The 14,076-nt window shown below is 35.6% G+C and carries 12 protein-coding genes; 9 read left to right on the top strand and 3 right to left on the bottom strand.

Annotated features, from left to right (window positions below; all coding sequences use genetic code 11):
* Positions 1–2 precede the first annotated feature (2 nt).
* Positions 3–2,168 carry a cation:proton antiporter gene (locus BN2628_RS10295; protein WP_055097179.1) on the bottom strand — a complete coding sequence of 722 codons (2,166 nt, stop codon included), beginning with the start codon at positions 2,166–2,168 and terminating at the stop codon, positions 3–5.
* A 261-nt stretch (positions 2,169–2,429) separates the two neighbouring features.
* Between BN2628_RS10295 and BN2628_RS10290 the strand changes: the two genes are divergently transcribed.
* The 6 genes from BN2628_RS10290 to BN2628_RS10265 all read left to right on the top strand — a co-directional run bounded on the left by BN2628_RS10290 (position 2,430) and on the right by BN2628_RS10265 (position 8,693).
* The gene (locus tag BN2628_RS10290) at positions 2,430–3,437 is read left to right on the top strand and encodes an aspartate-semialdehyde dehydrogenase (RefSeq protein ID WP_044230401.1); all 1,008 of its coding nucleotides are present in this window, start codon (positions 2,430–2,432) and stop codon (positions 3,435–3,437) included.
* A gap of 98 nt (positions 3,438–3,535) precedes the next feature.
* On the top strand, positions 3,536–4,435 hold the full coding sequence (locus BN2628_RS10285; RefSeq protein ID WP_044230441.1) for a S66 peptidase family protein: 900 nt from the start codon (positions 3,536–3,538) through the stop codon (positions 4,433–4,435).
* Positions 4,436–4,486: 51 nt separating this feature from the next.
* Entirely contained in the window at positions 4,487–5,485 is a 999-nt protein-coding gene (locus BN2628_RS10280; protein ID WP_044230403.1) for a M28 family peptidase, read from the top strand.
* Between the two features lie 87 nt (positions 5,486–5,572).
* Positions 5,573–5,995 carry a SufE family protein gene (locus tag BN2628_RS10275; RefSeq protein WP_044230404.1) on the top strand — a complete coding sequence of 141 codons (423 nt, stop codon included), beginning with the start codon at positions 5,573–5,575 and terminating at the stop codon, positions 5,993–5,995.
* Between the two features lie 25 nt (positions 5,996–6,020).
* Positions 6,021–7,538, top strand: a complete 1,518-nt coding sequence (locus BN2628_RS10270; protein WP_055097177.1) for a peptide MFS transporter — start codon at positions 6,021–6,023, stop codon at positions 7,536–7,538.
* 105 nt (positions 7,539–7,643) lie between these two features.
* A complete protein-coding gene (locus BN2628_RS10265) occupies positions 7,644–8,693 on the top strand; it encodes an acyltransferase family protein (RefSeq protein WP_044230407.1) in 1,050 nt (349 codons plus the stop codon).
* 15 nt (positions 8,694–8,708) lie between these two features.
* On the opposite strand, the gene BN2628_RS10260 is transcribed toward BN2628_RS10265, so the two are convergent.
* Positions 8,709–9,305 (bottom strand): ribonuclease HII, encoded by a 597-nt coding sequence (locus BN2628_RS10260; protein WP_044230409.1) that lies wholly within the window; start codon positions 9,303–9,305, stop codon positions 8,709–8,711.
* A gap of 5 nt (positions 9,306–9,310) precedes the next feature.
* Positions 9,311–10,327, bottom strand: coding sequence for an HpaII family restriction endonuclease (locus BN2628_RS10255; RefSeq protein WP_044230410.1), 1,017 nt, complete (start codon positions 10,325–10,327; stop codon positions 9,311–9,313).
* 500 nt (positions 10,328–10,827) lie between these two features.
* Here BN2628_RS10255 and rpsL point away from each other — a divergent pair, with 500 nt between their 5' ends.
* The 3 genes from rpsL (at position 10,828) to fusA (ending at position 14,023) form a co-directional block, all read left to right on the top strand.
* Entirely contained in the window at positions 10,828–11,232 is a 405-nt protein-coding gene (rpsL, locus tag BN2628_RS10250) for a 30S ribosomal protein S12 (protein WP_021929247.1), read from the top strand.
* Positions 11,233–11,388: 156 nt separating this feature from the next.
* Positions 11,389–11,865: a 30S ribosomal protein S7 gene (rpsG, locus tag BN2628_RS10245; protein WP_044230412.1), complete on the top strand. Its 477-nt coding sequence runs from the start codon at positions 11,389–11,391 to the stop codon at positions 11,863–11,865.
* 31 nt (positions 11,866–11,896) lie between these two features.
* Complete coding sequence (fusA, locus tag BN2628_RS10240) at positions 11,897–14,023, top strand: elongation factor G (RefSeq protein ID WP_044230413.1); 2,127 nt, start codon at positions 11,897–11,899, stop codon at positions 14,021–14,023.
* Positions 14,024–14,076 lie beyond the last annotated feature (53 nt).

The raw sequence follows: 14,076 nt of genomic DNA, 5'->3' as shown, positions 1-14,076 counted from the left end.
CATTATTTTTCTTTTCGATTTAAATGTTTCCACATTTTTTTATTATTCCATTTTAACCGTCCTAGAAATGTTCGTAAATCTGGAAATCGTGTATAATGCCTTTGTACATCAATAGAGAGGGGATCTGTAAAAAAAGATAATAATTCACTCTCTTTACCAAATTGTTCAGGATAGAGAACAACTAAATTATTGCCTGCAAAGTAACGAGATAAGAATCCTGGCAACTTGTCAAACTCTGGATTATGGGAGACAGATGTTCTTCGAGCACTAACAACAATAAATAAATCATCTTGTAATACTATTCCGGTAAGCATAAGAATGTCTTCCCAGTTTTCAAGAATTTCAAATTCATTTCTAATGCGATATCCACCTTGTTTCAATACGGCTTTTAGTTGTACAATAGTGTTGGGGTGAGCATAGAAAATAGCTCGACATCCTATTTGTTTTGCCATATTGGCTATTCTATCTATCCATTTTACGAATCCTGTTTCAAATTCTGCTTTTTCGGGTACCGCAATGACAATTCTGGTGATTGTATTGATTGGTATAATGCATTTTGCGATAAATATCATTTTATTTGTCCCTTTTAGTAGGGATTCTGTTTTGTTCCCGAAAAAGCTATCTACAATATTTGCTTTATGATGTAATCCTATAACAAGTTCCGAAATATCTTTTTCTTTCATCGAGTGTAGTATACCACTAGCGATATTAATATCAAAACGATAAATAGGTTCGAGTCGGGTATCAGCTGAAGAAGCAACTTTTGCTGCCGTTCGTAATGCATTTTTTGCTTTAAAACCGGGACCATCACCTGCATTTGTGTCATCGGTTACATGTATGGCATAGAGAGGGCTTTTCTTTTTGGGACTTTTTAGTAACAATGCTATGTTAATTAGGTTTTCTATAGAAGTGGGATTGGCAATGGGGATCAGTATTCTTTCTTCTCCAGTATCTAAGTTGGTAGTTTGGTCTTCGGTCATTTGCCGGGTCACTATTTTTCTTGCGGCTTTTTCTGTTACAAATGAGCTAATAGTACAGGTGACCAATATCATAACGATAGTACCATTGAGGACGTTAGTATTGAAAATGCCTAAATCGTGTCCAATAAGAACAGCAGCCAATGTCGCTGCCGCTTGGGCATTACTTAGCCCAAATATCATATCTCGATCTACTTTAGGAAGTTTGAATGTCTTTTGCGTGAGCCATGCTGCTATCCATTTGGACAAAGTTGCTACAATGGACATATTTAATGCAACAATAATTGCATCACTACTATTAAATACTACTTGAAGGTCGATAAGCATACCTACTCCGATGAGGAAATAGGGTATAAAGAGTGCATTTCCAACAAATTCAATTCGGTTCATTAACGGAGAAACTGCTGGTATGAAACGGTTTAGAACTACACCTGCGAAAAATGCACCGATTATTGCTTCCAAGCCTGCGATTTCAGCAAGAAATGATGCTGCGAAAACTAAAGCTAAAACATAAATATACTGTGTAACATTATCACTGTATTTTTTTAAAAACCAGCGGGTTATCCTTGGATATGCATATATGATAAATGCAGTATATACAGTTACGGATAGAGTAAGCCGTATCCAGAAAACATTATTGATATTACCTTGTGCCATTCCGGCGATTACGGCAAGGATAATAAGTGCTCCTAATACAGTTATGATAGTTCCTGCAATCGTCGTTGTTACAGAAGTTTCTCTGGCTACCCCATATCGGCTAACTATCGGGTATGCGACCAAGGTATGGGATGCATACATACTTGCCAATAAAATTGAAGTTGTCCAATTAAAGTGCAGAGTATAGTAACTAATAAAAGTTCCTATAATCATTGGAACTAAAAAGGTATATAATCCAAAGACAATACCTTGAGTTTTATTTTTTTTGAAGTCGTTAATGTCCATTTCGAGCCCTGCGAGAAACATGAGGTATAATAACCCTACATTTCCGAATAATTGAAAGCTACTATCTCGTTCAAGTAGCCCAAATCCATATGGCCCAATGATGATTCCTGCAATAATGAGTCCAATAATATGGGGTATGCGCAGTCTGTTAAGTAGAAGTGGCGCGAACAAGATAATGGTCAGTACTATGAAGAATATTAGCACAGGATTGGTAAATGGAAGTGCAGGTAGAGTACTGGCTATATCCATGGTTAAAGTTATTTATATTTGCTGAATAGATTTTCTATTTTTTATATGACAAAAATAGAAAAAAATGTTTAATGAAAAAAGAGTAAAATACTTACAATTTATAATATAATAAAGGCCTATATATAAATTTTTGATGTTATCTGTTTGGAATCTTGCAAAATGTTTTAATTTTGCGAGAATAATGCAAATAATGTAATGAATTCGAGGCTTTGGGAACCTCAATAAACAAGAAAAATAATAAATATCTAAATTGAAGAGAAAATGAGAGTAGCTATTGTAGGTGCAAGTGGAGCAGTAGGACAAGAGTTCCTTCGTGTGTTGGACGAGAGAAATTTTCCATTGGACGAGTTGCTGCTATTTGGTTCTAAACGTAGTGCTGGAACTTTGTATACATTTCGTAATAAAGAAATTATAGTAAAGGAACTCCAGCACAATGACGATTTTAAAGACGTAGATATTGTCTTTACATCAGCCGGAGCTGGAACCTCTAAAGAGTTTGCCCAAACAATAACTAAATATGGCGCTGTAATGATAGATAATTCAAGTGCTTTTAGGATGGAGGATGATGTCCCTTTAGTCGTTCCCGAAGTAAATGGGCCTGATGCTAAGGTGCGTCCGCGTGGTATTATTGCAAATCCAAATTGTACAACCATACAGATGGTTGTAGCTTTACAAGCAATAGAGAATCTTTCACATATAAAAACTGTACATGTGTCGACTTACCAGGCTGCTAGTGGTGCAGGCGCAGCTGCTATGGCGGAGCTTAAACATCAATATGAACAGCTGATTAACGGGGAAACTCCTACGATAGAGAAATTTGTATATCAACTGGCTTATAATGTTATACCTCAGGTAGATGTCTTTACAGACAACCTTTATACAAAAGAAGAAATGAAAATGTATAATGAGACACGTAAAATTATGCATTCAGATGTAAAAGTCAGTGCAATGTGTGTGCGGGTTCCAGTAATGAGGGCTCATTCAGAATCTATTTGGATTGAGACAGAACGCCCAGTGTCTGTGCAGGAAGCAAAAGAAGCTTTTGCAAAGGCCGATGGTGTTATATTAATGGATGAACCTGAAAATAAGCGATACCCAATGCCATTAGATATTGCAGGGAAAGATGGTGTATATGTAGGACGTGTGCGTTCTGATATATCAAATCCTAAAGGGCTGACTTTTTGGGCAGTGAGCGATCAAATTAAAAAAGGTGCAGCTTTAAATGCTGTGCAAATAGCTGAATACTTAATAAAAGAAAACGCGTTGTAAATTTTATAGTCAGGCAAGAAACGGGGAGAAAACTGAGAGAATGTTTGCTCCCCGTTTTTCTTTTTTTACCTTTGTGTAGATTGTATAAAAAAGAGAAAATGCAAATACCTGAATTTTTAAAAACAGGCGATAAGGTAATGGTTATTTCTCCGTCTGGAAAGATAGAAGAAGAAATAGTAAAAAAAGGAATGGATGTTTTATCTGATTGGGGGTTGGATCCGATACCGGGTATGGCGTGCCTCAGTAGGTGTGGACGTTTTGCTGGTGATGATAATGTTCGTTTTTCTGATTTGAAAAGTGCGTTATTTTCTGAGAATATAAAAGCTATATTTTGTAGTCGAGGAGGATATGGAGCAGTTCGTTTGTTAGATAAAATTTCAGATAAAATGATTTTCTCTTTACCAAAATGGCTTATTGGATATAGTGATATTACACTTCTACATGCAGCTTTTAGAAAGGCAGGGATTATATCTTTGCATGCACCGATGATGAAACATTTGGCCGAAGAAAAAGACGATGTCTCTTCAAATATGTTACGTGATATACTTTTTGGAAACTTTGTTAGTTATACAGTAGGGAAACATGTGCTAAATCGTCAAGGAAATGCTTGTGGAACCCTTTTTGGAGGAAATCTTTCGGTTTTATTAGGTTTACGGGGCACCCCTTATGATCAAATAAAAAAAGGAGATATTCTTTTTGTTGAGGATATAGGAGAGCGCCCATATCATTTAGAAAGAATGTTTTATAATCTAAAGTTAGGAGGAGTATTAGAATCTCTTTCTGGGCTAATAGTAGGACAATTTACAGGCTATGAAGAAGATCTCTCGATAGGAATGACCGTATATGAAATGATAAGTGGTATGATCAAAGAATATGATTATCCGGTATGTTTTAATTTTCCGGTAGGGCATGTAAAAAATAATTGGCCTATGTTGGAAGGTATGAGAATGAATCTGATAGTAACAGAAAGAGATGTTGTATTAAAGCCTGGTAAATAATGATTCTTAGCATTTAATTTTTATATTTACGACATAGATTTATAATGAGTTATGGATATATTGAAAACAGCTTTATTGGGAGGGACAGTATTCACATTTATAAGTTGTGGTGCGCAGTCTCATAAGCAAAATATGAATGCCGAGTCAGAAGAGTTAACAAGAATTGAAATGAGTGTCCCTGTTTTTGAAGAGGATAGTGCATATAAATATATGCAGCAACAAGTTGATTTTGGTTTTCGAATACCGAATACTACGGCCCATAGGGCTACAGCAGAGTTTCTTGCTTCGGAGTTGGGACGTCATGGGGCAGATGTTTTTATACAAGAAGCGAGAGTTACAGCTTATAATGGGACAATTTTAAATGCTAAAAATATAATAGGATCATATTCTCCTGAGAAAAAAGATAGAGTATTATTATTTGCACATTGGGATTCACGTCCTTATGCTGATAATGATCCGGATAAAGCGAATCATCAAAAGCCTATTATGGGAGCAAATGATGGGGCAAGTGGGGTCGGTGTGCTTCTTGAAATTGCACGATTGGTGGGAGAGCGATTACCCAATATTGGCATAGATATTATATTTTTTGATGCGGAAGATTATGGCCAACCTTATTTTTATGAAGGGCCAGAAAATGAGGATAGTTGGGCATTAGGAACTCAATATTGGGCTGCTCGTCCTCATAGGCCTGGGTATCGAGCACGTTATGGAATTTTGCTAGATATGGTTGGTGGGAAAGATGCTATTTTTGCTCGTGAAGGTTTTTCTCAACGCTATGCTAGCGGAGTCAACGATAAAGTTTGGTCTGCTGCTCAACGCTTAGGATATGGAAAATATTTTGTGAATACAGAGGGCGGATATATAACGGATGATCATGTATATGTCAATAGAATGGGCATTCCCAGTATAGATATTATCCAATATGACCCGAATACAGAAACCGGATTTTGTAAGCAATGGCATACATTAGATGACACTATGGATTTTATAGATAAAGAGACCTTAAAGGCTGTAGGACAGACGGTTTTGGAAATAATATATAATGAATAGATAATTTTATAAAGAGATTTGGATTTGTCTTTTTGTTGTATATGTCTTTAAAAAAGTGTAATATTGTGCTGTAAAATGCAATAAGTTATGACAATAAATGAAAAACAAGACGAAATAATTGAAGAATTTTCGGCTTTTGATGATTGGATGGACAAATATGCCTTATTAATTGACTTGGGAAATTCATTAGAACCACTGGAAGAAAAATATAAGACTCCTGAGAATTTGATTGAAGGTTGCCAGAGTCGAGTTTGGTTACAAGCTGATTATGAAAATGGTAAAATTGTATTTAAAGCAGAAAGCGATGCTGTCATTGTAAAAGGTATAGTCTCTTTACTGATTAGTGTTTTGTCAAATCATACTCCAGACGAAATATTAGATGCAAATCTATACTTCATAGATAAAATAGGACTGAAAGAGCATCTATCACCAACTCGTTCTAATGGATTAGTTTCAATGGTAAAACAGATGCATCTCTATGCTCTCGCATTTAAAATGAAAAACAATTAAAAAATTATAATCTAAATCTTACATTATGTTTAAAAATCAACCTAAAGGACTGATAGCGGCGGCTTTTGCCAATATGGGTGAACGCTTCGGTTTCTATACTATGATGGCTATTTTGGTATTATTTCTTCAAGCTAAATTTGGCTTGAGCGGGAAAGATGCCGGTCTGATTTATTCCGTATTTTATTTTTCAATTTATATTCTTGCTTTTGTAGGAGGAATAATAGCTGATAAAACACGTAATTATAAAGGTACTATATTAATGGGCATTATTGTGATGGCCTTAGGATATCTGATGGTTGCTATTCCATCTCCGACTCCAGTGTCGAATAAAATCCTTTTCTTGACAATTACTTGTGCAGGCTTGTTTGTAATCGCTTTTGGGAATGGGTTGTTTAAGGGAAATTTGCAAGCATTAGTAGGGCAAATGTATGATAATGAAAAATATGGAAAAATGAGAGATTCTGGTTTTTCATTATTTTATATGTTTATTAATATAGGAGCAATTTTTGCGCCTATGGCGGCAGTGGGTGTACGAAATTGGTGGTTGGTTCGGAGTGGATTTCAGTATAATGCAGATCTTCCGGCTCTTTGTCATGGTTACCTTGAAAATAGTCTTACACCCGAAGCTGCTGAAACTTTTTTGCGATTAGCGCAAGAAGTTTCGGGTAAGCCAATTACAGACCTTTCTGGATTTGCAGTAAATTATTTAAATGTATTTACTACAGGCTTTCATTATGCTTTTGTTGTTGCTATATTTGCTATGATAATATCATTAGTAATTTATTTGATTAATAAAAAGGTTTTTCCGGATCCAAAAGAAAAAACTAAAGAGATATCAACTGAAGGAAAGATATCGGTTGAGATGGATATTAAAGAAGTTCGCCAGCGTATATATGCATTAATTGCCGTATTTTGTGTTGTTATTTTCTTTTGGTTTTCTTTCCATCAAAATGGCTTGACCTTAACTTATTTTGCAAAGGAATATACGCAATTGAATTTATTTGGCATGAGTATTTCTGCTGAGTTATTTCAATCGCTGAATCCTTTCTTTGTTGTATTTTTGACACCATTGGTCATGGCGGTTTTCGGATGGCAGCGTTCACGTGGAAAGGAGCCTTCTACTCCTAAAAAAATAGCAATTGGTATGGGAATTGCTGCATTAGCATATATTGTTATGGCAATAGGATCTTATACGGCACATTTGCCCTTGCATAGTGAAATTATAGCGGCAGGGACTTCTCCGGTGAAAGTAACTCCATTGTTATTAATGGTTACATATTTTATTCTTACAGTGGCAGAATTATATATTTCTCCGTTAGGAATATCCTTTGTAACAAAAGTTGCTCCTCCACAATATCAGGGAGTTATGCAAGGTGGTTGGTTAGGTGCAACAGCAATAGGAAACCAATTGTTATTTATAGGGGCGGTCTTATATGAGTCTATACCTATATGGTTGACGTGGATAGTCTTTGTTGCTGTCTGTTTGTTGTCAATGTGTACGATGTTGTTTATGTTGAAGTGGCTAGAGCGAATTGCAAAATAATAGAAAATAATATTTGAAAATAACTTTATATGGAAGTTATTGACTTAAACACTACCTCATAATTGTATCGATTGAGGTAGTGTTTAGGCAGAAATAAGAGGTTTGATGCAAAATTGGATAGGGGAGAAAACATTACATATATTAGGCGGAAAGAATAATTTTGATATTATTCGATATTATCTTTCTTTTGCTGTATTTTTTGCTCATTTTGGAATTCTAACAAATACGAACTATTTTTTGCCAACTTCGAGTGTAGATGCTGTTCATGGCTTTTTTGTACTAAGTGGGTTTTTAGTATTTTTGAGTTATATCCGTAATCCGCAGGTAGGACATTATGCAAATAGACGGATTAGAAGAATTTTGCCGCCCTATTTTTTTATAATTACATGTTGTTTTTTCTTAGGAGGAATAATTTCCAGTTTATCCTTTGGGGAGTATATTACTTCAACTCAGACATGGAAATATTTAATTGCAAATTATACTTTTCTTAATTTTTTAGAGCCAGCTTTGCCCGGAGTTTTTTCCAATAATGTGGTACCAGTTATAAATGGTTCTTTATGGACTTTGAAAGTTGAAGTTTTGCTTTATGCCAGTGTCCCAATCGTGTATTTTTTGATGGAGAGGTATGGCAAGTTGTCAGTCTTTCTATTTATTTTTATTTTTTCTGTTATTTATAATGAATTTTTTCTTTTCATGTATTCAAATACTCAAAAAGAAATTTTCCTTATTCTTAAGCGTCAAGTAGGAGGACAGCTTGTGTATTTTTATTCAGGTACTTTTTTATTGTTATATTTTAATTTTTTTCAAAAACGAGCTCTTTATTTTATTATATTGGCGATGTTAGTTCTTTGGTTTAGAGATGATAATATAGTGTGTAAGTATATGGAACCCTTGGCTTTTGCTGTTGTATTAATAGGGTTTGCTTATAATCTACAATGGTTTACATTTTTACGTAGGTATGACAATATTGCTTATGGAATATACCTTTTCCATTTTCCAGTTATACAATTTGTTGTTTGGTTAGGTATTGATAAGATAAATATTCATCTAGCATTAATATCATCAATTCTATGTACGATTTTAATTTCGCTAGTATCTTGGTTTTTATTAGAAAAACCAGTATTACAGAAACGCCTGCCCTCTTTTAAATTCTAATTTATTATAAAAAGTTCAGAAAAGACTTTGTTGGCGTTCCAATAATTGAAATGTCATGCGGTGATATGGAGTAGTACCATACTCTTTGATGGCATTGCGATGAGCTTTGGTTGGATATCCTTTATTTTTGTTCCATCCATATTGAGGATATGTTTGATGTAGTTGCAGCATGTAATCATCCCGATATGTTTTGGCAAGAACTGAAGCGGCTGCAATGGAAAGGTATTTTCCGTCACCTTTTATAATGCAAGAATGTCCAATTTTGGGGTATGGTTTAAACCTATTACCATCTATAAGAAGGTGTTCAGGGGTGACTTTCAATTGTTCTATTGCTCTATGCATGGCTAGAAAGGAGGCATTTAGAATGTTTATTTTATCTATTTCTTCAGGAGAGACGATTCCTATAGCCCAGGAGATTGCTTCCTTTTCAATGATAGAGCGTAATGCATATCGTTGTTTTTCTGAAAGTTTTTTAGAATCATTCAACGCTTCACATCTGAAATTTGTAGGGAGGATTACTGCTGCAGCGTATACAGCTCCAGCCAGGCATCCTCTGCCAGCCTCGTCGCAGCCAGCTTCTATTCTGTTTGGATCGATATAAGGTAATAACATGATGATTATATAAAAATTTCAAGATTTAACTTAATGTACCATTGATTATTCTCTTTTTCGATAAATCCGAACCTATAAGACTCGCAATCGGGTATAGATAAATATGCGTTATCAAATAGGAAATTGCCTAGATATTTTTTGTCAGAATTATGGAAAAATGCTATACTCCCATCTGGCTGTATAAAAAGCTGAGATAAAGAATTTCCGTATCCTTTATAAATTTTTGAAGGTCTCATCCCAGCTATAAGAGATAGTAAAAATTGGATTGTTTTGTATTCGTAAAACTGATATTGGAAAATAAGTTCTTCTTTTATTTTGTATGGATTTATATGTTTTATTTCTTCTACTAATTTTTTTATCGAACAAGTTTTTGTAATATAAGAAAGACGCGTTATTTCAGATAATAACTTGGGCAGATGCAAATCTATTATGGATAGATTATATAGAAAAATCTTGTTTTCTGTGGTTGTATATTTAAGCTTCCCCCCTAAACGCTTTATTTCATATAATCTTGCATCCCAATTGTCTATTCGATTGATTTTATTGGCTTCAGGATTGGAAAATTTTATGTTTAAAATGTCATATTTAATGTTTGCTGCACGATTGGCTGGCAATAATTTATAGTAAGGAATTCGAGATTTTACCATAATAGGAATATGAGTGGAGTCAGACAGTGAGATTGTAAAATCTCTTTTGTCTGAAGAAATTGAATAGAACTGATTGTAACGTAATGTGTGTAACATTGTTTCTGCTTCTGGAATAATAAATTCTTTTTCTTTACTTTTGTGTATGGCAGAAAATAAAAATGAAGAAAAATCCTTACAAGCTTGTCGTGATATTTGTACGTACTCTTCTCCTTGCTTTATGTGGATTATGTCAGAAGATATATGGTATACTATTTCTCCCGATTCATCTTTTCTAATAATTTTCTGAATTTCAGTATTTTCTATTGTTCCTTTTAATAAAAGCTGTATGAGAGCGTAGATTTTACTCCAGTCTTGTTTGGTTCCAGATAGTTGCATGTTAATATAATTAAGTTTGTGAACAAAAATAATAGATAATTTGTTAACAAAGAGAATTCGGAATGAAGATTTATAATGACTGTTTTCCGAATAAGACGTGTATTTAATTTTGGTTTGGTTTGTTGAATACGCGTGTTGTGTTGTTGTTTAGTTTGATTTAAAGTAGAAGATGAGGGCTGTATCTGAAGATATGGCTCTCGTTTTTATTGGTGGAGTTTGATGTGTTGAGATTTTTCGTTTTAATGATTTTTTAATAATGCTTATTGGATTCATTGGTATTTGCGTTTTGAAAAAAACTATAAAAAAGCAACTAAAATATTTGTATTTCATTTGGTTACTAAGGATTTAGTAATTATCTTTGCATCGTTTTTGACGCTAAAGAAGGCTGCTATTTTGCATAATTGGCTGATTATGTGAAAGTAATAGCTGGGTTTGGCTGATTTTACATAGAAATAAAAGACATAAAGTTTATAAATTTAAAAGATTAAAAAGTTCTAAAAATGCCTACAATTCAGCAATTAGTAAGAAAAGGTCGGGTTGTTTTGGAAGATAAAAGTAAATCTCCAGCATTGGATTCATGTCCGCAAAGACGTGGTGTATGTGTGAGGGTTTATACTACTACTCCGAAAAAACCTAACTCTGCGATGCGTAAAGTAGCGAGGGTACGTTTAACAAATGGAAAAGAGGTAAACTCTTATATTCCAGGAGAGGGACATAATTTGCAGGAACACTCGATTGTATTGGTTCGTGGTGGTCGTGTGAAGGATCTTCCTGGTGTGCGTTACCATATCGTTCGTGGTACATTGGATACTGCTGGTGTGAATGGTCGTACACAACGTCGCTCCAAATATGGTGCAAAGAGACCTAAAGCAGGTGCAGCTCCTGCAGCAAAAGGTAAGAAGTAAGGAAACTTTCGCCTAATAAAAAGAGAATTTTAAATTAGTGTAAAACGCTAGTTTGAGTTTATGGGATAGGCTATTCGGTTGAGTAAACAAAGCCGGCGGGTTTTGTTGAAGATGTGATAAGCAACCAAAAACAAGAACAACAATTTTGTAAAAAAAATGAGAAAAGCAAAACCAAAGAAAAGGATCGTACTTCCTGATCCTGTCTTCAGTGATGTAAAGGTGACGAAATTCGTTAACCATTTAATGTATGATGGCAAAAAAAGTATTGCCTTTACTATTTTTTATAGTGCTTTAGACGCTGTGAAGGCGAAATTGGCAAATGAGGAAAAGACGTCACTCGAAATTTGGAAGAAAGCGCTGGATAATATTACTCCTCAAGTTGAAGTTAAGTCTCGCCGTGTAGGTGGTGCTACATTCCAGGTTCCTACAGAAATCCGTCCTGATCGTAAAGAATCTATTTCAATGAAAAATTTAATACTCTATGCTCGTAAAAGAGGTGGAAAATCGATGGCAGATAAGTTAGCTGCTGAGATTGTTGACGCTTATAATGAACAGGGGGGAGCTTTTAAACGTAAAGAAGATATGCACAAAATGGCAGAAGCTAACCGTGCATTTGCTCATTTCAGATTTTAATTGAAATTTTAAATAACAAAGGAATATTACGATGGCAAAATCACCTGATGATTTATTGAAATATACCAGAAATATTGGTATTATGGCCCACATTGATGCGGGTAAGACCACGACGTCTGAACGTATCCTTTTTTACACCGGATTGACTCATAAAATTGGTGAGGTGCATGATGGTGCTGCTACTATGGACTGGATGGAGCAGGAGCAAGAACGTGGTATTACGATTACTTCTGCTGCTACTACTACATGGTGGAATTATGCGAATGAAAAGTATAAAATTAATCTGATCGATACTCCGGGGCACGTAGATTTTACTGCTGAAGTAGAACGTTCTTTGCGTATTCTTGATGGAGCTGTAGCTACATTTTGCGCGGTGGGTGGTGTTGAACCTCAGTCTGAAACAGTATGGCGTCAGGCTGATAAATATAATGTGCCTCGTATTGGTTATGTCAATAAAATGGACCGGTCTGGTGCCAATTTCTTTGAAGTTGTCCGTCAGCTAAAAGAAGTGTTAGGTGCTAATCCTTGTCCCATTCAGATTCCTATTGGCGCTGAAGAAACATTTAAAGGTGTTGTTGATCTAATCAAAATGAAGGCTATTTTCTGGCATGATGAAACTATGGGAGCAGATTATAGCCAAGAAGAAATTCCTGCTAATTTGCTTGATGAAGCGCAGGAGTGGCGTGATAAGATGCTTGAGAAGATAGCTGAGTGTGATGATGCTTTAATGGAAAAATACTTCGATGATCCTTCCTCAATTACTGAGGATGAGATTAGGGTTGCAATCCGAAAAGGTACATTAGCAATGCAGATTGTTCCGATGACTTGTGGTTCTTCTTTTAAGAATAAAGGAGTTCAAACTTTGCTTGATGCAGTTTGTGCTTATTTGCCTAGCCCTGTAGATACGCCGGCAGTAGTAGGTCATGATCCTAATGATCCGGAAAAAGAAATTGACCGTAAACCTTCTGCATCAGAACCGATGGCTGCTTTAGCTTTTAAGATTGCTGTTGACCCATATGTAGGACGTTTGTGCTTTTTCCGTGTCTATTCAGGAGAGGTCGCTGCAGGATCTTATGTATTGAATACTCGTTCAGGGAAAAAAGAACGTGTATCTCGCTTATTCCAGATGCATTCAAATAAACAAAATCCGAAAGAGTTTATTGGTTGCGGTGATATTGGTGCAGGTGTAGGGTTCAAAGATATTCGTACAGGTGATACTTTATGTGATGAGAACGCTCCTATTGTTCTTGAAGCTATGGACTTCCCAGATCCAGTGATTGGTATTGCTGTTGAGCCTAAGACTCAAAAGGATATGGATAAGTTAGGACTTGGTTTACAGAAACTGGCAGAAGAGGATCCCACATTTACTGTTAAGACAAATGAGGAAACTGGACAGACGGTAATTAGTGGTATGGGTGAGCTTCATCTTGAAATTATTATTGATCGTTTAAAGCGAGAGTTTAAGGTTGAATGTAACCAAGGTCGTCCACAAGTGTCTTATAAAGAGGCTATTACTAAACCTGTAGAACTTCGTGAAGTTTATAAGAAACAGACGGGGGGGCGTGGTAAATTTGCCGACATTATTGTTCGAGTAGAGCCTGTGGATGCCGGTTTTGAAGGAGCTCTTCAATTTATAGATGAGGTGAAGGGTGGAAACATTCCTCGTGAATTTATTCCTTCTATTCAGAAAGGTTTTACTACTGCAATGAAAAATGGTGTATTAGCTGGATTCCCGATGGACCAATTAAAGGTAACAGTAATTGACGGTTCTTACCATCCGGTTGATTCTGACCAGTTATCATTTGAGGTTTGTGCTATTCAGGCATTTAAGAAAGCTTGCGAAAAAGCAGCTCCGGTATTGCTTGAACCAATTATGAAAATTGAAGTAGTAACACCGGAAGAAAGTATGGGTGATGTGATTTCAGACTTAAATAAACGACGTGGACAAGTTGAAGGAATGGAATCAAGCCGTTCTGGAGCCCGTATTGTAAAAGCAAATGCTCCTTTGGCCGAAATGTTTGGATATGTAACCGCTTTGCGTACAATCACTTCAGGCCGTGCTACATCGACAATGACTTTCTCTCACTATGCAGAAGTTGGCTCATCAATTGCCAAGGCAGTCTTGACTGAAGCACAAGGAAGAGTAGATTTATTGTAATGAGATAAAAGTAACAAGTTAGCGAATGACTCTTAACTTGTTACTTTACTTTT

Source organism: Gabonia massiliensis (assembly GCF_001403595.1).
GTDB lineage: Bacteria > Bacteroidota > Bacteroidia > Bacteroidales > Coprobacteraceae > Coprobacter > Coprobacter secundus.
Note: the sequence above shows the minus strand (reverse complement) of the source record. Positions and strands in the feature narration are given on the sequence as shown.